This window comes from Vreelandella neptunia (assembly GCF_000712975.1).
Lineage (GTDB): Bacteria > Pseudomonadota > Gammaproteobacteria > Pseudomonadales > Halomonadaceae > Vreelandella > Vreelandella qaidamensis.
On the sequence record NZ_JHQL01000004.1, the window covers coordinates 314,020 to 332,806 of the forward strand.

The window sequence follows — 18,787 nt, forward strand, 5'->3', positions numbered from 1 at the left end:
TTTATAATTAAGCAGCGCTTGTTAGCTTGTTTATTACAGTCGTGGCACTTACTCGCTGTCTATTGTGAATTGTCTGTTGTAATAGAGACAACGATAGAGAAGAGATAAAAGCCACTACTTTTACCAAGGAGCACAAGTATGAAAACTCGTACGTTAAATCACCGCATCCGCCTCGCCTCATTAGCCCTAATTGCTGGTACTGGCATGACTGCCGGCAGTTTGGCTTATGCCCAGGATCAGGGCACGATCAACCTTGCCTACGTTGAGTGGTCGTCTGAAGTGGCTTCTACCAATGTCATGGCAGCCGTACTCGAACAAGCAGGGTTTGAGGTTGAGCTAACATCACTTTCGGCCGCCGCCATGTTCCAGGCACTTTCAACAGGGGATGCAGATGCCATTGTTGCCGCTTGGCTGCCGACTACCCACGCTGACTACATGGAGCGTGTAGGAAGTAACGTTGAAGATCTCGGCATGAATCTGGATGGTACCAAGCTAGGTCTAGTTGTGCCGTCTTATACCGACGTTGATTCTATCGCTGACCTAAACGATAACGCCGACAGCTTTAACGGCGAGATCATCGGTATTGACCCCGGTGCAGGCCTAATGGCGCTTACCGAAGAGGTTGTGGATACCTATGATCTCGGACTGCGTCTGCGTAGCGGTAGCGGTGCTACCATGACCGCAGCGCTTTCAAGCGCAATTAACAATGAAGAAGATGTCGTGGTGACTGGCTGGACACCGCACTGGATGTTTGCTCGTTTCGACCTGAAATATCTTGAAGACCCAGAAGAAGTGTATGGCGGTGCCGAGCAGATTCACACCGTGGTACGCCAAGGCTTAAAAGATGACATGCCAGAAGCCTACGCCATTCTTGATGCCTTTGAGTGGACACCCGAACAGATGGGTGAGGTCATGCTGATGAATCAGGAAGATAACAGCGACCCCTACGAGAATGCTAAACAGTGGGTAGAAGATAACCAAGATGTTGTAGAAACGTGGCTCAATTCCTAATAGTACCTAAACTGTACAAGGTATAGTGTCATAAGCCGCTGAACTGAAGAGTTTGAAAACACCGGTTCAGCGGCTACAGCCATTCACTCTATTGATGTGTCCAGTGTCATCAGATGCTCGAAATTCAGTGTAGTAACTACGCCGTATCGAGCACCCAGATAGGCCACTCTAGGAGCTTGCCATGTTTAACAACATTATGGTGCCTGTAGACCTTGCCCACCTAGAAACTCTTGAACCCTCGTTACGCGTTGTTGCTGACCTTGCCAAACAATATGACTCGCATATCACCTATGTCGGCGTCACGGCTAATACGCCAACCAGCATCGCCCGCACACCCCAAGAGTATGAGCAAAAGCTTGAGGCTTTCGCCCAAGAACGGCACAGCGTTCATGGCCAGCCCGTTAGCATCAAGGTGTATAGCTCAACCGACCCCATTGCTAACGTTGATTCGCTGCTGGTGAAAGCAATTGATGAGGTAGGGGCAGATTTAGTCATGATGGCTACGCATTTACCACGTCACCTAGATGCCATTATGCCGTCTCATGGTGGCAAGGTTGCCACGCATACGGGTGCCTCCGTTTTTCTCATTCGGTTGCCGCAATAAAGAACATTGCGTTGTAACGCTTACAATTTCGATAATTAAGGGAGCAGCTTTGTGGATAAAAAACCGCAAAATCTATCACCCGATGAACCAGCCTCAGAGGGTATTCCAGCCCCAGAGGGGCCGGCAAATCTTATCGACACTGATTATGTGATCGGTCAAGACAATATCACCACAAGTACAATGGGAGTTAACCTTGACTTGCATGGCAAGGTTTTCACGATTTCATCGATCGTCATCCTCCTGTTTGTCATTCTAACACTCGCTTTACAGGACACCATTGCTCCCGTTTACGATGCTATTTTTAGCTTCTTGACCGGCAATTTGGCGTGGTTCTTTATTCTTGCTGCCAATATTTTCGTTATCTTGTGCCTTGGGTTAATTATTTCGCCACTGGGTAAAATTCGCATAGGCGGCGCTGATGCTAAACCAGACTTTACCTATGTGGGCTGGTTTTCAATGCTTTTTGCCGCAGGTATGGGCATTGGCCTAATGTTCTTCGGCGTTAATGAGCCGTTGACCCACTTTGGAACGTCTTTTGACGGTGGAAGCTGGGCACCCTTAGCGGGCGCTGAGGGTGATGCAGCCGGTGCCGCGGCGCTAGGTATGGCAGCGACTATCTTTCATTGGGGGCTTCACCCCTGGGCAATTTACGCGGTAGTGGCACTGTCCCTTGCCCTGTTTTCGTTTAATAAAGGCCTTCCCCTCTCTATGCGTTCGGTGTTTTATCCCCTCCTGGGCGAACGCGTGTGGGGATGGCCAGGCCATCTGATCGATATTCTCGCGGTCTTCGCCACGCTGTTTGGTTTGGCTACATCGCTTGGCTTAGGGGCCACCCAGGCAGCCGCAGGGTTGTCCTACCTGTTCGGCGCACCGGAAAGCGATATCACCATGATCCTGCTGATCATCGGTATCACAATTATTGCCATCGGCTCTATTTTAGCGGGTGTGGATAAGGGCGTTCAGCTGCTGTCGAAAATCAATATCGCGATGGCAGCGCTGCTACTCTTCTTCGTGATTGCCGTTGGTCCAACGCTGCTCATAGCCACAGGTTTCTTTGAAAACTTGCTTAACTATGTTGTTCACCTCCCTGCGCTCTCAAATCCATTTGGCCGTGAAGATGCGAACTTTAGTCAAGGTTGGACAGCCTTCTACTGGGCATGGTGGATTTCCTGGTCTCCGTACGTCGGTATGTTTATCGCACGGGTTTCCCGCGGCCGTACCGTACGCGAGTTCTTAATTTCGGTACTGTTGGTGCCATCCATTGTATCGGTACTCTGGATGACCACCTTTGGCGGCACCGCTATTGATCAGTACGTTAGCCAAGGCATTGAGGCCGTGCGTGATGCAGGCGTCGATTTACAGCTGTTTGTGATGCTTGAACAATTGCCGCTGTCACAAATTACCTCGTTTGTGGCAATTCTGCTGGTCATTATTTTCTTTGTGACTTCTTCTGACTCCGGCTCGTTGGTTATTGACTCCATCACCGCAGGCGGCAAAGTAGATGCGCCTAAGCCACAGCGTGTCTTCTGGGCCATTATAGAAGGGGCTATCGCTATTGCGTTGCTATTGGGCGGTGGTTTAACCGCGCTGCAAACCATGGCGGTGTCTACCGGCTTCCCATTTACCATTATTTTGCTGGTGGCATGTTATGCCATTATCAAGGGTCTAATGAGCGAGCCTAAAGCGGTATAGTAAATCGTTAATACTTGTACTAAATCGCAAACGGGCAGCCATTTGGCTGCCCGTTTGCGTTATGCACCGCCCTACTTTTTACGCCCTACTATTTAGGCTCAAACGACACTTACTCAAACCCAAATATCACTCAAGGGTGTTTCTTTCGTGTAGTGATAACTAACTTGAGCTTGTAGTAACTCTGCTGTCGCAAGTGCATCCACCAACGCATGATGACCTTGATAAGCTGGCAAAGAGTAGCGTTCACGGCTGGCATTTAAACGAATCGATACTGGCGGCTGCCCTAACCAACGTCGAAAGCGTGCCCACAGCGTTTGTCTATGCATGCGCGCCTCCAACGACATGGTGTCAATCATCGGGAACAGCAGCCCTTCTCCCCGTCGTGCTTTCACGGCAGCATCAAGAAACGGGCGCTCGATATTGCGAAAATGAACCACCACCACGCGACCAGCTAGCACCGCTAATAAATCATCTAGCACGTCGTCTAGGTCAGGCGCACTGGCAATTTCGGAGTGAGTAATATGATGATAGGCAATAGACGCTTCATCTAACGGCCGTGGCGGCTTCAATACCCAATAACGACGCTGAGCTAGTGGGATGCGGTCCAATGTAAAAGGTACCACCCCTATGCTAACAATCGCATGTCGCCGCTCATCCAGGCCTGTGGTTTCCATATCCAACGCCACCATCGGTACCTGAGAGATAGGGGTATCCGGGCTGGGCAGCGGCGTCGCATAAAATTGCTTTAGCGCACTATTGTTAGATAACTCAGCACGCTCAGCCATATAATCTAACCAGTTAGCTTGAACCACTTTTTGACGAAGTCGGATTCCATGCATATTATCGCCCCTGCCGTTGGGCAGGTAAGGGATAGCGGAATTTCAGGAATTTTTGCGCATTACTGAGTACTTGAAAGGCATCTTTCAGCGTATGGCGCTCGCTATCGTCAACATTCTCCGGCTCGATATTGTTATCGGGCGTGCGGTCTTCTTGGAGATCAATCATTTGGTGGCGAATTCGTGACATGCATAAAAACTCAAACGCGTAGCTGAGCTTGTCACTAACACCGGTTGCCAATAGCTGGGTATTGCTAATATCGTTTAAGCGCTGAAACGAGTTCTGCGCTTTTGAGCCACAGGCCAACGCATGAATTCGAATAAGATCGACCATGGGGGCAGTACCGCGCCGTTTTAAGTTAATGGAGTTGTTATGCTTTCCATCTTTTTCCATCACAAAGGTACGGAAGAACCCTAGCGGCGGCGTTCGATTTAGCGCATTGCGGGCCATGGCTGCCAAAAACAGCGGCGACTGTGGAGCAGTGTGGGCTATCAAGTCTTGCAGCGCTTCGACAAAATGGTCTTCGCCATAAATGCTGTCTAAATCAAAGAAGATCGAACTATGCAGCAGCCTTTCAGGGGTTGGATTGGCCATCCAGTCTTGAAAATAGCGCTTCCAAACATGTAACGGCTGACGCCACTGGCGGTTAGTCGCCATCACATCGCCTTTGCAGTAAGTATATCCACAGGCATCTAAGCCATCGCTTACAAAGGCGGCTAACGCATGAAAGTAGTCGTCATGTTCCTCAGGATTAAAATCATCTGATAAGATCAGCGCGTTATCCTGATCAGTGACGATACTTTGCTCATTGCGCGCCATGGAGCCATTAACCATGAAGCAGTAAGGTACTGGCGGTGGACCCAGCGTTTCTTCAGCAAGCTCTAACAAACGTCGGGTAAAACTACGCCCAATGGTCGATAAGGCACTCCCCACCATTTGTGAATTAGCACCTTCTTGCACCATTCTTACGAAAGCAGCACGTACATCTGGAGCGAGTCTCGCTAACCCCTGGGCGCTGGACTGGTTGAAAATATTACTTACCAGATACAACCCACTTTGCGTTTCGTAGCGAATAATATCAGAAAGGTGAACAACCCCTACCGGTCGCTGGCGATAAAGCACGGGTAAGTGGTGAACATTGTTGCGTAGCATCGTCAGCATGGCCTCATAAACCGATGCATCTGATTGAATGGTGATTAGCCGCTCAGAGATGACGTCGCCAATCGCCGTTTGAGCTGATAAACCTTCTGCCACCACCCGAGTGCGAAAATCGCTATCCGTCAGAATGCCGCACATTTGCCAGGTTTTGCCTTCGCTATCTTGAAAGCTGTAACGAGGATTATTACTGCCCTCATTAATCACCAGCACCGCAGATGCCTGAGCGTCGCTCACCTGTTGAGCCGCTTGCTGGACAGTGATTGTTGACTCAACCATCACGGGATAGCGCGTTACCAATTTGCGTATCCTAGTGACCATCATGTCATTGGACTTTTTTTGCTGCTCTGCAGCGGTTTCTAAGCGAGGGCGTTCAAGTTCAACGAAGTCAGCAAAGTCATCGTCTTCTTCGCAAAGCCGCTGGAAGACGTCATTAGGTATAAAATAAATTAGCGTATCTTCGATCGCCTTCGCGGGTAACCGCACTTTATGGTTTCGCAGCAGGCTAAAATGGCCGAAGATATCCCCTTCTCCCAGACGGTTATAAAGCTCGCCCTGACGGCGGTAGACTTCTACCGCGCCACTGCGGATATAGCATAACTCTGTAAGCGTATCGTCAAACTTTAATATATCGCTCCCCGTTTTGTAGTAGCGTACTTGAACGTGCTCAGCAATGGCGTCTAGCAACGCATCCGATAAACCATCAAACGGGGGATACTGCCCCATATGCTGACGTATTTCTAATAGCTCAACATCCATGCGATCTCCTGCACTTGGCGCGACAGCATTAACAATAGATAAAGTTTGTCTTGGATAGCGTGAACCGTAAACCCTCAGGCCATCAATGGGTGGTAACAAAAGCAAAAAAACCCAGCGCAGAACGCTGGGTTTACATTGGATCAAACACGTTATGTTAGCTAGATTTTTATGTTCAAGGAGGACTCACTATAAAAACCTGATTGCCATAACATTGACTAAACTTATGACTGGTTAGCCATTTCCTGAACACGCTGCATCATTTCAGGGTCTTGCTGAATTGACTGACCAATGGCGTTAAAGGTATCAACATCTAAACCGCTATCTTCAACGACTTCAATCATACGGTCGTTAGCTTCAGCGCGAACTTCCTGTTGAGTGGATTCATCTTCTGCTTCCTGCAGACGCTGTGTGTACTCTTGAGAGATCACGGCGATTTCTTGAGAAGCATCGGCGAACTGCTGTAACTGCTCATCAGAAAAATCCTGGGCTGGTGCTTGCTGGGTAGCCATTGGATCTTGAGCCGGGTCTTGAGTTTGCTGCGCATGCGCGGTACCAGCCAGTAGACCTGTAGCGAGAAGAGCAGCAGAGAACAAAGCAGTCATACGTTGCATAGTAAGAAACCTCATTGATGCGTTATGAATGTGCTTCGTGTGACGCGCTGTTCAGCTACAGGTTCAAATTTTCATGTAAAAGTTAGTAACAAAAAGAACGCAATGTAACAATTAAGCGCACAGAGAGCGCCTATAATGAGGAACTATGTCTAAAAGTATCAATAACTTAGAAAATATCAATATGGCCTCTTTAAGCCTTACAGCCATGCCTGGACTATTTGTTTTACTCTGGAGCACAGGGTTTATTGGCGCAAAATTTGGCCTACCCTACGCAGAACCATTTACCTTTTTGTTTGTTCGATTCGTGCTCACTCTTATGTTGCTGATTCCATTGACGTGGCTAATGCGCATTGCATGGCCGTCATCACCCGTGCTTTGGCTACATATAGGTGTTTCAGGGCTGTTGGTACACGGCACTTATTTAGGTGGGGTGTTTTACGGAATTTATTTAGGTATGCCTGCCGGATTAGCGGCGCTTTTGGTTGGCCTGCAACCATTGCTAACCGCTGCCTTTGCTGGCCCATTATTGGGTGAGCGTTTAACACCCCGCCAATGGTTGGGGCTACTGCTTGGCCTTGTGGGCATCTGTCTTGTGTTAGGCAGCAAGCTAGAGTTCGGCACCTCGCTGTTTTCGGGATTTGGCCTTGGCGCCTTAGTTAGTGTTACCGCTGCCTTGCTAGGCATCTCATTAGGTACGCTTTACCAAAAACGCTACTGTACAACGATGCCACTTCTTTCAGGGGCAGCGATTCAATATATCGCGGCGGGGGTACTGCTGGGGAGTGGGGCACTGCTGTTTGAAACTCGCCAGATTGAATGGAGCCTAACGTTTGTGCTCACACTAGGCTGGCTGGTACTGGTGCTCTCTATTTCCGCCATTCTGCTATTAATGGCGTTAATCAAAAAGGGGGAAGCATCACGAGTGGCCAGCTTATTTTATCTGGTACCACCAGTTACCGCGCTACAGGCGTGGTGGCTGTTTGATGAGCGTTTACCCCTGCTTGGGCTAGTAGGCATGGCTATTGCTATCGCAGGGGTCGTGATGGTGGTACGAAAACCAAAAGAGCGAAAACTAAAAGAGAAAACCTGACGCGTTACAGGCGCTCTAAATAACGGACACCACCTAAATTACGCATCTGCTGTCGAATCCACTGGCTACGGCGCTCGACCTGAGCGTCTGGCCGTGAGGCGCTGCGGGTACGCGGGCTAGGAAGAATAGCCGCTAGTAGGCTTGCTTGCCGTTCGGTCAAAGCACTTCCAGACGCACCAAAATAGTGATCAGCTGCAGCTTCCAATCCAAAAACACCGGTGTCCCACTCCGCAACGTTCAAATACACTTCCAGTATACGTTGCTTGTCCCACAAGACTTCTATCAGCAGCGTAAACCACGCCTCTAGCCCTTTACGCGCCCAGCTTCGACCGCTCCATAAAAACACATTTTTGGCCGTTTGCTGGCTTAACGTACTCGCACCACGTAAACGTGCTCCATCTCGGCTAGCTTCCCAAGCACGACGCATTTCCACTAAATCAAACCCTCTGTGCTCGGGGAAACGCTGGTCTTCAGCCGCAATCACTGCCAGTTTGGCATTGCTGGATAGACTATCCCAGCTTCTCCATTGGCGTTGTATATCGATAGGTTCACTGTTGATCCAGCTTTGTACTTTACGCTCTACCATCACCATTGAGCCGGGGGGTGGCACAAATCGGAACAGCATCACCAGTGCAATAGAGAGGACAATAAAAACTAGCGCGCCACGCCAGATAAGACGCCATATCAAACCAAGAGAACGGCGCAACGCGCGATTGAGCATTTCGATATCCTTAGCGCTTCATGAGGTGGTCTGCATGATAGCGTAAATGTTCCTCGATAAACGAAGCGATAAAGAAGTAGCTATGGTCGTAGCCTGGCTGGCGACGAAGTGTCAGTGGGTGATCATGTTCTTCACACACCGCTTCCAAACGCTCCGGCATCAATTGTTCATCCAAGAACTGGTCGGCCTCGCCCTGGTCGATAAACAGCCGCTGTCGCGAGGCACCATTCGCCACTAGCTCGCAGGCATCATACTGACGCCAACGGGATTGGTCATCGCCTAAATAACTAGTGAACGCTTTTTGTCCCCAGGGGCAGTTCATGGGGTTAACAATCGGCGCAAAGGCAGATACCGAACGGAACCGGCCAGGGTGACGCAACGCCAGGATTAGCGCACCGTGGCCGCCCATGGAGTGACCACTGATCGACTCGCGCCCGTTCACCGGGAAGTGCTGACGTACTACCGAAGGCAACTCTTCTATCACATAGTCGTACATGCGGTAGTTAGACTTCCAAGGAGCTTGCGTGGCATTTACATAAAAGCCTGCACCTGACCCTAGATCATAACTTTCATGTTCACCGGGCAGCTCAGTACCGCGAGGGCTGGTATCGGGGCAAACAATCGCCACTCCTAGCTCAGCAGCGATACGATGCGCGCCAGCTTTCTGCATAAAGTTTTCATCGTTACAGGTTAAACCTGACAACCACCAAAGCAGCGGTACGCGCTCATTCTCTGCCTGAGGTGGCAGGTAAACCGCAAATACCATGTCGCAGTCCAGCGCCCGGGAGTAGTGGCGGTAGCGCTTGTGCCAGCCACCAAAACTACGGTTGGCAGACACTAGTTCTAAAGTTTCGCTCATGCTCATGGGCAAGCTCCTTGAAAAGATGAAAACGCGGCGGGTTTCCCCTACCGCGCTCCTTTACTCTATAACCAATAATACTCAGTAATGCAGTACGGTACGAATGCTCTTCCCTGCATGAAGCAGATCGAAGGCTTCATTAATTTTCTCAAACGGCATGTCGTGAGTAATAAAGTCGTCAATATTCAGCTCGCCATTCATATAGCGCTCGACGTATCCCGGTAACTCACTGCGGCCTTTAACACCGCCAAACGCAGAGCCTTTCCAAACACGCCCGGTGACCAGCTGGAAGGGGCGCGTGGAGATCTCTTCGCCAGCGCCCGCTACTCCAATAATAATCGACTCGCCCCAGCCTTTATGGCAGCACTCAAGGGCCGAGCGCATTACATTAACATTACCGATACACTCGAAAGAGTAATCGACACCGCCATCGGTCATATCGACAATGACTTGCTGAATTGGGTCGCTGTACTCTTTGGGATTGACGAAGTCAGTCGCGCCAAACTGTTTAGCCAATGCAAATTTATCGGGGTTTACATCGATGGCAATAATCTTAGAGGCCTTTGCCATCACCGCCCCCTGGATGACCGCTAAACCAATCGCGCCCAAGCCAAAAACCGCAACCGTCGAACCTGGCTCTACCTTTGCCGTATTCAGTACTGCACCAATACCGGTAGTTACACCGCAACCCAACAGACAAATTTTATCCATGGGTGCTTCTTTGGAGACCACCGCCAGCGACACTTCTGGCAGTACGGTGTACTCACTAAAGGTCGACGTGCCCATATAGTGATGGAGCATTTTGCCCTCTAGTGAAAAGCGCGAGGTACCATCAGGCATCACACCTTTACCTTGAGTAGCGCGCACGCTGCCACACAGATTAGTTTTTCCGGATAGGCAGAATTTACATTTTCCGCACTCTGCAGTGTACAGCGGGATCACATGATCACCCGGCTTAACGCTGGTCACTCCCTCGCCTACTTCTTGTACCACGCCAGCACCTTCGTGTCCCAATACTGCAGGGAAATTACCTTCGGGGTCAGCGCCAGAAAGGGTATAAGCATCGGTGTGGCATACGCTAGTCGCAGCCATCTTAACCAGCACTTCACCCGCTTTAGGGCCTTCCACATCGATCTCAACTAATTCAAGCGGTTTACCCGCTTCGAGTGCTACAGCGGCGCGTGATTTCATAAAAACTCCTAACAATTAACTGAGTGCGCCTTGCAGCAGGCGCCTTCGCTGAGATTTGCGTAGTGCTATTCGTCGGTAGTGACCGGGCCAAACTCAATGGGCACCCAGCGATAGCCATCTTCACCTTTGGCGACATGACCAATACCAGGGAACGGCATATGCGCACCGGCGACCCAGTGCTTATCTTCTGCGGCACTTTCCAGCACTGTTTCACGGGTACGAATAGCTTGTTCAGGATCAGTATCAAACTCAATCGCTACGCTGGGGTCGGCAAACTGAACGCCGTAGCTGTGGACGACGTCGCCCCATACCAGCATGGCGTCATCATCGCTGTTAAGCATAAAACTTGCGTGTCCAGCGGTGTGGCCGTGGGTATCTTGCGCCACGACTCCCATCAATAGTTCATCACCGGGCGTAAAAGGGTTAAAACGATCGGCATCTTGATAAGGGGCAACGGCTTCTTGGGCCATAATAAAAAAGGCACGATCGGCTTCTGGCAACGCTTGGGTACGCTCTTCATCCAGCCAAAAATCCGCATCATCCTGGCTAGCGCGCAGTTCCGCATTGGTATAAATAGCATCGCCGTTATCGTCGACTAACCCACACACGTGATCGGGGTGTAAGTGTGTCATCAGAACGGTATCAACGTCCTCTGGCGTATAACCAGACGCGCGCAAGTTCTGCTCTACTTGGCCTAATGTGGGGCCAAAGCAAGCGGCCGAGCCAGCGTCGACCAGAACCAGATTTTCACCAGTGTGAATTAAAAAAGCATTCACGGCTGTCTGCATACCACTGTCAGCATCAATAAAGAGAGCATCAAGATGGCGAAGAATATCGTCTTGCTCCATGCCTTTTAGCAGCGATGTATCTAGAGTGGTATGACCATCATAAAGTGCTGTGACTTCATATTCGCCTACCATCATCCGGAACCAGCCTGGCGCTTGCTCTAGCTGCTGAGCAGGTAACTCGGCCTGAGCTGCCGCAACCCAGCCTGCACCGATAGCAATAGCCAACCCGCGGCGAGTCCAGCGTGAAGAGTTCATCGACATAAGCAAAGCACTCCGTAAGGCATCAAAGTTGATTGCAGTGTAGGCCAGCTAGGCGAGTGGGATAAAGCGGGATACACTCACAAGATTATTGTCACTGAGCAACAATTAGAGATTAACTAAGGGTAATTCGTGCAACGCTGGGATCGTATCGAGGCATTTGTCGAGGTGGTCAGGCTGGGTACCTTCTCGGCCGCCGCACGCCACTTAAAAGTATCGACATCGCATATCAGTCGCTTAGTGAGCCAACTGGAAAATCAGCTGGGCGTTCAGCTTTTGTATCGCACCACACGGCAAATTCGTTTAACCGATGCTGGGGCAATCTACGTTGAGCATTGTCGTCATCTCTTTGATGGCCTTCGCGATGCCGAGCAAGCTATCAGCGAACTTCAAGCGAATCCGCGTGGGCTGCTGAAGCTGACTTCTGCGACAACGTTCGGCGAGCGCTATATCGCGCCACTCGTTAATGATTTCCAGTGCCTGCACCCACAGCTTGAGGTGCATATGCACTTCACCAATCGCCCTGTAGAGATTATTGAAGAGGGCTACGATATTGCCATTCGCATGGGGGTGCTTAAAGACTCAAGCCTGATTGCGCGAAGGCTATGCGAACGACGTGAGTATGTGGTGGGATCGCGGGCTTACTTTCGCCAAGCCCCTAGACCACACACGTTATCGGAACTTGGCCAGCACCGCTGCTTGATGGGGTCACGCCCCAACTGGTTATTTGAGGTCAATGGGCAGCGCCGCGAAGTTAAACTGGAAGGCTGTTGGAGCGGCAATTCTGGCCCCGCGCTGCTTGATGCCGCGCTGAAAGGGCTAGGGCTGGCCCAGCTGCCGGATTACTACGTCGCCCCCTACCTTGCCAGCGGTGAGCTGGTGTCCGTTTTAGAGCCTTTCCAACACAACGACACCGCAGTATGGGCGGTCTACCCCCGCCACCGGCATCTATCGCCCAAAATCCGCCAGCTCGTTGATTACTTAGTGGCCAATATTAGCGCCACGCTGCCACCCTACCCGCCCGTTTAACACTCAACGGCATTAACAGCCAAGCCGCCCTTTGACGTTTCTTTGTATTTATCTTGCATATCCCGGCCAGTATCACGCATGGTGCGAATCACTTTGTCCAATGATACAAAATGCTCACCATCACCATGCATCGCCATACGTGCAGCATTGATTGCCTTCACCGAGGCAATAGCGTTTCGCTCAATACACGGCACTTGCACCAACCCCGCTACAGGGTCGCAAGTAAGGCCAAGATTATGCTCTAAGCCAATTTCAGCAGCGTTTTCCACCTGCTTAGGCGAGCCACCCAGCACTTCAGCAAGTCCCGCTGCGGCCATAGCGCAAGCTGAGCCGACTTCCCCCTGACAGCCAACCTCAGCACCGGAGATCGACGCGTTCTTTTTACACAAAATACCCATAGCACCCGCCGCCAGCAAAAAAGTTACTACGTCATCGTCACAGGCATTTGGCTCAAATTTTAAATAGTACGCCAATACAGCAGGCACAATACCAGCGGCGCCGTTCGTTGGTGCAGTCACCATGCGTTTACCTGCGGCGTTCTCTTCATTCACTGCCAGCGCAAACAAATTAACCCAATCCATCACCGTAAAGCTCGATACGATTAAGCGTTGGTTCGGCGGAGGTGAAAGCAGCTGTTGGTGAAGCCCATGGGCACGCCGCCGAACGTTCAACCCTCCGGGCAAGTGCCCCGTCGCTTTTAAGCCATTTTCAATACTGGTGCGCATGGCTTCCCAGATCGTCAGTAGCTCTGTGCGAATCACCCCTTCACTGCGCCATGCTTTTTCGTTTTCAAACATTAGCTCACTGATACGCAGCCCATTTGTTTGGCAAAGCGCTAACAGTTCATTTGCCGTTTCAAATGGGTAAGGTAGTGCCGTTTTGTCTTCGTCTAACCCTCCCTGATCGGCACAGGCTTGGTCGACATAAAAGCCACCACCAAGGGAATAATAGGTATTTGTCGCAATAACCTTATCGTGCTGATAGGCCGTTAACATCATGGCATTCGGATGAAAGGGTAAACAATGTTCGTCCCATTCAATATCATGGGCACGATCAAACGTTAGCGCTTGACCATTGGGTAGCGTTAACAGAGCGCCCTCATCCAGTGCGCGCAGTCGCTCGGCAATAGTATCTGGATCAATTGACTCTGGCATTTCTCCCATCAAGCCCATGATGATGGCACCGTCAGTACCATGGCCGATGCCGGTAGAAGCTAATGAGCCGTGGAGCCTAATCACCATACGCGTCAGCGACGGTGAAGTAACCGACTGGCTAAAATCCCGAGCTGCACGCATCGGCCCAACGGTATGAGAGCTTGATGGGCCAATCCCAATTCTAAAGAGATCAAAAACGCTTATCGCCATTGTATTTTCCGCCCCTCAACGGTAGTGGTTGATGTCCTGATCGCTACGTTACTGTGCAGCTTTATCCTCTTGTTAGTCGAGCGGTCGACCTTAAGTTCGACGTGCGAGCATAGAAGGGTGACGATATAATGAATATTCTTCTATACATGCTTTTGAGCATCTCTCTTATAACGTCATTTCTCCGATAAGGATGTTGGTATGCCCTCCACCCCACCGCAGTGGCCCATTAGCTTTGGTTATGCGCTTCTGCGTGCAACGCTTTATGTATTTTTTATCGCTGGCATTGCCCAGGGCGGTTATTTTGAAGCGCTCTATTTACCTGACGTACGCTATACCGAACTAGGCTTTACGGAGTTTGCCCAAACCCTGATATTGGCCAGTTGTTGTGGCTTATTAATTTATGTGCGCCAAGTACTTAAAGTGTGGCCTACTGTCACCCTTTTGCTGCTGGCATTTGTGGCTTCTTCGCTGGTACGCGAACAGGATTACTTTTTAGATTACTACGTTGCGGAACACACCTGGAAAGTACTGGTATCGTTAATTGTGATACCCAGCCTAGTGTGGGTCGTCGTGCAGCGTCGCCGATTTATTGAAGAGTTTTCACATTATAGCAACACGTTTGCGTTTGGGCTTTTTACTGCTGGCGTATTGGTTACCTACATTTTTTCTCGTCTTTATGGTCGCCAAGATTTTTGGCGAGCCGTCATGCAGGACAACTATATCCGCGAATTTAAGGATGTTGCAGAGGAAGCCATCGAGCTTTTGGGCTACAGCTTGATTCTATTTGCCATGATCGAGCTTTTGTTGATTACACGGCGTATTTACAAGGCGCGCCAAAACGCTCGCTAACTCTCCTCTTAACTCTTGCTAGCCACTCTTCGCTATCGCCGCCTTACGCTCTGCGTAGGCGGCATTTCATTTTTTACATCTCGTTATACACAAAGCCATTTGCGACCCTGTTGGCTTCAACGTAGTGTCGTCCGTCAGACTCATGGGCATTTTTGCTGAAAAACAACCTACTGACGACACAAACCTTATGACAAACTCACAAAATCGCGAAGAAAACCTAAAGCGAGGTGCGTTTACTCGCTTTCTTGATAGCGTTGAGTGGCTGGGCAACCTGCTTCCACATCCTGTTACCCTATTCGCTATCTTATGCGTGCTGGTAGTAGTCGCCAGCGGCATCGCCGGTGCGTTAGGGGTATCTGTTGCCGACCCTCGCCCTGCTAACGAGGGTGAATGGATAGCGGTTAATTCACTGCTTAATGCAGAAGGCCTGCGCCGTTTAGTCACAGAGATGGTAACCAACTTCACTAGCTTCGCGCCGCTGGGCACGGTATTGGTGGCCATGCTGGGGGTCGGCGTTGCAGAACACTCCGGCCTGCTTTCTGCCAGCATGCGCGCGCTAGTACTTAACCGCTCGCCGCGCATTGTCACCTATGCCGTAGTGTTTGCTGGCATCATGTCGAACATGGCAGCTGAGCTTGGCTATGTGGTGTTGATTCCTTTAGCGGCCATGATCTTCCACTCATTAGGGCGGCACCCATTAGCGGGCCTTGCTGCTGCGTTCTGCGGCGTTTCTGGAGGCTACAGCGCTAACCTACTGATTGGTACCGTTGACCCATTACTGTCAGGCATTACTCAGGAAGCAGCGCGCCTTCTCGACCCTACTTACATTGTAGGCGCCGAGGCAAACTGGTTCTTTATGTTCGCCAGCACGTTCTTTGTCACGCTTATTGGTGGCTTTGTTACCGAGCGCATTGTAGAACCCAAGCTTGGTAAGTTCGATTCTGCCTACGCTGATAGCGATATTGAAAACCAGCGCATGGAAGGACTATCAACATCAGAAAAGCGCGCCTTAAAAGGGACAGGGCTTGCAACACTAGCGTTAGTCGCTCTAATCGCTGTCATGGTCGTACCTGAAAACGGCATATTGCGTAACCCCGACACAGGGTTGATTAGCGGCTCGCCCTTTTTGCGTGGCATTGTAGTGATTGTCGCGGTGTCGTTCACTGTATTGGGGTTTGTTTATGGCCGCTTGGCAGGCACCATGCAAAACGATCGCGATATTGTCGACGCCATGGCAAAAAGCATGAGCAGTCTTGGCCTGTATATCGTGTTGGTCTTTTTTGCGGCGCAGTTTGTGGCGTTGTTTAACTGGAGCAACTTTGGCACCGTGACGGCCGTTGCTGGCGCTGATCTGCTGCAGTCCCTGGGTCTACGTGGGCCAGGCCTATTCGCGCTGTTTATTATTATGTGTGCGTTCGTCAACCTATCCCTAGGCAGCGCCTCTGCTCAGTGGGCAGTAACGGCTCCTATCTTTGTACCGATGCTAATGCTGATGGGCTATGCCCCTGAAGTGATTCAGGCGGCTTACCGGATCGGCGACTCCGTGACCAACCTGATTACGCCAATGATGAGTTACTTTGGTTTGATTCTGGCGGTAGCAACCCGCTATCGGAAAGATATGGGCATTGGTACGCTGGTAGCACTTATGCTGCCTTACACGCTATTTATGCTGATTGGCTGGAGCCTGCTGTTCTTTATTTGGGTATTCGTTTTTGGCTTGCCTGTTGGTCCGGGGTCAGCCACGCATTACACGCTATAAGCATTTTCATCGTATAACGCAGCATAACGCAAAAAACCCGCCGTTCTATGAACGGCGGGTTTCTTATCAGCAAACCCAAAGGCGGCTAAGCTTGTGCCTCTGGTCTACCTACTCGGGTCTACCTACTCGTCGAGGAACGAGCGCAGCGGTTCAGAACGACTTGGATGACGTAGCTTGCGCAGCGCCTTCGCTTCGATCTGACGAATCCGCTCGCGGGTTACGTCAAACTGCTTACCCACTTCTTCTAACGTGTGGTCGGTATTCATATCAATACCGAAACGCATGCGAAGCACTTTCGCTTCACGAGCGGTTAAGCCACCAAGGACGTTACGCGTCGCTTCGATCAAGCCTTCGCCAGTCGCCATATCAATCGGCAGCAACATCGTGCCGTCTTCGATAAAGTCACCTAGGTGTGAATCATCGTCGTCACCAATCGGCGTCTCCATAGAGATCGGCTCTTTGGCAATTTTCAACACCTTGCGCACTTTGTCTTCCGGCATTTCCAGACGTTCGCCCAACTCTTCCGGCGTTGGCTCGCGGCCCATTTCCTGCAGCATCTGGCGAGAAACGCGATTGAGCTTATTGATCGTCTCAATCATGTGTACCGGAATCCGGATGGTACGCGCCTGGTCAGCGATAGAGCGCGTAATCGCCTGACGAATCCACCACGTGGCATAGGTCGAAAACTTGTAACCACGGCGATATTCGAACTTATCCACCGCTTTCATTAGGCCAATGTTGCCTTCCTGAATCAGATCCAAGAACTGCAGGCCACGGTTGGTATATTTCTTAGCAATCGAAATTACCAAACGCAGGTTAGCCTCAACCATCTCTTTCTTGGCACGACGCGCTTTCGCCTCGCCGATAGAGAGCTTGCGGTTAACTTCTTTGAGGTCGGCCACGGTGAGCTGCACCATGTCCTCTTCAAAGGCAATTTTGCGCTGTGAGCGAGCAATATCGGCGCGCAGTGGCTCAAGGCGGTCAGCATACTTGGGCTGCGCCTCCTGGAAGGTGTCCAACCATTTTGGATTAGACTCGTACCCAGGGAACGACTTAATGAACGTCTTACGTGGTACTTTAGCTTTCTTCACGCACAGCTGCATGACCGCTTTTTCTTGGGCACGCACCTGCTCAACGCTAATACGTACCTGACCGACGAGTCGCTCAAAATGCTTCGGCACCAGCTTAATAGGCGAAAATAGCTCGGCTAAGCGCGCTTGCTCATTTTTAAGCTCAGCACTGCCACGACCGTATTTCGCGAGCGCAGCTTCGACAGCGGCGTTCTGTTCACGGATTTGCTCGAAGCGAGCTTTCGCTTCTTCCGGATCAGGTCCACCTTCGCTGGCAGTGCTGTCCTCGTCCTCGTCGTCACCGTCGCTGTCGAGATCATCATCATCGCTCAGCTCGGTTTCCACTTCGGGCTCAGGCACTTCGGCTTCTGCAACGCCTGGAATTCCTTCGTCCGGGTCGATAAAACCAGAGAACAGGTCAGATAAGCGGCCAGGCGCTTCTTCGTCCTGTGTGGCATCATAAGCATCCAGGATAGAGGCAACCGCGCCAGGCAAATAGGCCAGCGCCGACATCACTTCCCGTGTGCCTTCTTCTATCCGCTTGGCGATTTCGATCTCACCTTCGCGGGTTAGAAGTTCAACCGTGCCCATTTCGCGCATATACATACGCACAGGGTCGGTAGTGCGACCTACGTCGCTTTCCACGGCGGCGAGTGCCGCGACGGCCTCTTCCGCAGCGGACTCGTCCGTGGAGTGATCCGACATCATCAAAGTGTCTTCATCTGGCGCTTCTTCAACGACACTGATACCCATGTCGTTAATCATGCCAATGATGTCTTCCACTTGATCCGGGTCGGCGATATCCTCGGGTAGATGGTCGTTGACCTCGGCATAGGTCAGGTAGCCCTGTTCCTTGCCGCGCGCGATCAACTCCTTCAGACGTGACTGCTGCTGCGCATTTCCAGCCATAGAAACCCTATCTCGACGAAGAAGAATGAAACACCTGGGGCGCTGAATCGATTAAACTCAACAAGCCGAACAGTATAGCGTAAATAGCAGGAATTTTTCCAGCGAAACGTATTTGCGCGGTCATTCAGGTGTGTTAGGTTGTTCGGTTAGGTCAGCGCCTGGCGACTGACCCTTTATGTGGTGCCAACGTTAGGGAAATTCAACCCTAGCGCCTAAAACTCTGATCATTAG

General features: G+C 50.8%; 16 protein-coding genes. 7 read left to right on the forward strand and 9 right to left on the reverse strand.

All coding sequences use genetic code 11. The features are described 5' to 3' along the window. Positions 1-138: 138 nt before the first annotated feature. The 3 genes from CR46_RS0113525 to CR46_RS0113535 all read left to right on the forward strand — a co-directional run bounded on the left by CR46_RS0113525 (position 139) and on the right by CR46_RS0113535 (position 3,307). A complete protein-coding gene (locus CR46_RS0113525; RefSeq protein WP_030073763.1) occupies positions 139-1,011 on the forward strand; it encodes a glycine betaine ABC transporter substrate-binding protein in 873 nt (290 codons plus the stop codon). A gap of 181 nt (positions 1,012-1,192) precedes the next feature. Beyond that, complete coding sequence (locus CR46_RS0113530; protein ID WP_030073764.1) at positions 1,193-1,615, forward strand: universal stress protein; 423 nt, start codon at positions 1,193-1,195, stop codon at positions 1,613-1,615. A gap of 51 nt (positions 1,616-1,666) precedes the next feature. Further along, a complete protein-coding gene (locus CR46_RS0113535; RefSeq protein WP_030073765.1) occupies positions 1,667-3,307 on the forward strand; it encodes a BCCT family transporter in 1,641 nt (546 codons plus the stop codon). Between the two features lie 113 nt (positions 3,308-3,420). On the opposite strand, the gene CR46_RS0113540 is transcribed toward CR46_RS0113535, so the two are convergent. From CR46_RS0113540 to CR46_RS0113550, 3 genes are all read right to left on the reverse strand, one after another. After that, a complete protein-coding gene (locus CR46_RS0113540) occupies positions 3,421-4,146 on the reverse strand; it encodes a 3'-5' exonuclease (RefSeq protein WP_030073767.1) in 726 nt (241 codons plus the stop codon). A gap of 1 nt (position 4,147) precedes the next feature. Next, complete coding sequence (locus CR46_RS0113545) at positions 4,148-6,058, reverse strand: DUF294 nucleotidyltransferase-like domain-containing protein (protein WP_030073770.1); 1,911 nt, start codon at positions 6,056-6,058, stop codon at positions 4,148-4,150. 221 nt (positions 6,059-6,279) lie between these two features. Beyond that, the gene (locus CR46_RS0113550) at positions 6,280-6,669 is read right to left on the reverse strand and encodes a DUF4168 domain-containing protein (RefSeq protein WP_030073772.1); all 390 of its coding nucleotides are present in this window, start codon (positions 6,667-6,669) and stop codon (positions 6,280-6,282) included. Positions 6,670-6,814: 145 nt separating this feature from the next. On the opposite strand from CR46_RS0113550, the gene CR46_RS0113555 reads away from it, so the two are divergent. Then, the gene (locus tag CR46_RS0113555; protein WP_030073774.1) at positions 6,815-7,759 is read left to right on the forward strand and encodes a DMT family transporter; all 945 of its coding nucleotides are present in this window, start codon (positions 6,815-6,817) and stop codon (positions 7,757-7,759) included. 4 nt (positions 7,760-7,763) lie between these two features. Here the strand turns inward: CR46_RS0113555 and mtgA are convergent, their stop codons facing one another. The 4 genes from mtgA to CR46_RS0113575 form a co-directional block, all read right to left on the reverse strand. Further along, positions 7,764-8,480 carry a monofunctional biosynthetic peptidoglycan transglycosylase gene (gene mtgA, locus CR46_RS0113560; protein ID WP_030073777.1) on the reverse strand — a complete coding sequence of 239 codons (717 nt, stop codon included), beginning with the start codon at positions 8,478-8,480 and terminating at the stop codon, positions 7,764-7,766. A 10-nt stretch (positions 8,481-8,490) separates the two neighbouring features. Then, positions 8,491-9,345, reverse strand: coding sequence for an S-formylglutathione hydrolase (gene fghA / locus CR46_RS0113565; protein WP_030073778.1), 855 nt, complete (start codon positions 9,343-9,345; stop codon positions 8,491-8,493). 75 nt (positions 9,346-9,420) lie between these two features. Beyond that, a complete protein-coding gene (locus CR46_RS0113570) occupies positions 9,421-10,530 on the reverse strand; it encodes an S-(hydroxymethyl)glutathione dehydrogenase/class III alcohol dehydrogenase (RefSeq protein ID WP_030073780.1) in 1,110 nt (369 codons plus the stop codon). A 65-nt stretch (positions 10,531-10,595) separates the two neighbouring features. Next, positions 10,596-11,579 carry an MBL fold metallo-hydrolase gene (locus CR46_RS0113575; protein WP_051690188.1) on the reverse strand — a complete coding sequence of 328 codons (984 nt, stop codon included), beginning with the start codon at positions 11,577-11,579 and terminating at the stop codon, positions 10,596-10,598. Between the two features lie 129 nt (positions 11,580-11,708). On the opposite strand from CR46_RS0113575, the gene CR46_RS0113580 reads away from it, so the two are divergent. Further along, entirely contained in the window at positions 11,709-12,605 is an 897-nt protein-coding gene (locus CR46_RS0113580) for a LysR family transcriptional regulator (protein WP_030073783.1), read from the forward strand. On the opposite strand, the gene CR46_RS0113585 is transcribed toward CR46_RS0113580, so the two are convergent. After that, complete coding sequence (locus tag CR46_RS0113585; RefSeq protein WP_030073786.1) at positions 12,602-13,969, reverse strand: L-serine ammonia-lyase; 1,368 nt, start codon at positions 13,967-13,969, stop codon at positions 12,602-12,604. The genes CR46_RS0113580 and CR46_RS0113585 overlap by 4 nt on opposite strands. Before the next feature lie 198 nt (positions 13,970-14,167). Between CR46_RS0113585 and CR46_RS0113590 the strand changes: the two genes are divergently transcribed. Continuing rightward, entirely contained in the window at positions 14,168-14,818 is a 651-nt protein-coding gene (locus tag CR46_RS0113590) for a hypothetical protein (RefSeq protein ID WP_030073788.1), read from the forward strand. Positions 14,819-15,005: 187 nt separating this feature from the next. Next, on the forward strand, positions 15,006-16,577 hold the full coding sequence (locus CR46_RS0113595) for an AbgT family transporter (protein WP_030073789.1): 1,572 nt from the start codon (positions 15,006-15,008) through the stop codon (positions 16,575-16,577). A 122-nt stretch (positions 16,578-16,699) separates the two neighbouring features. On the opposite strand, the gene rpoD is transcribed toward CR46_RS0113595, so the two are convergent. Next, positions 16,700-18,556: an RNA polymerase sigma factor RpoD gene (gene rpoD, locus CR46_RS0113600; RefSeq protein WP_030073790.1), complete on the reverse strand. Its 1,857-nt coding sequence runs from the start codon at positions 18,554-18,556 to the stop codon at positions 16,700-16,702. Positions 18,557-18,787 lie beyond the last annotated feature (231 nt).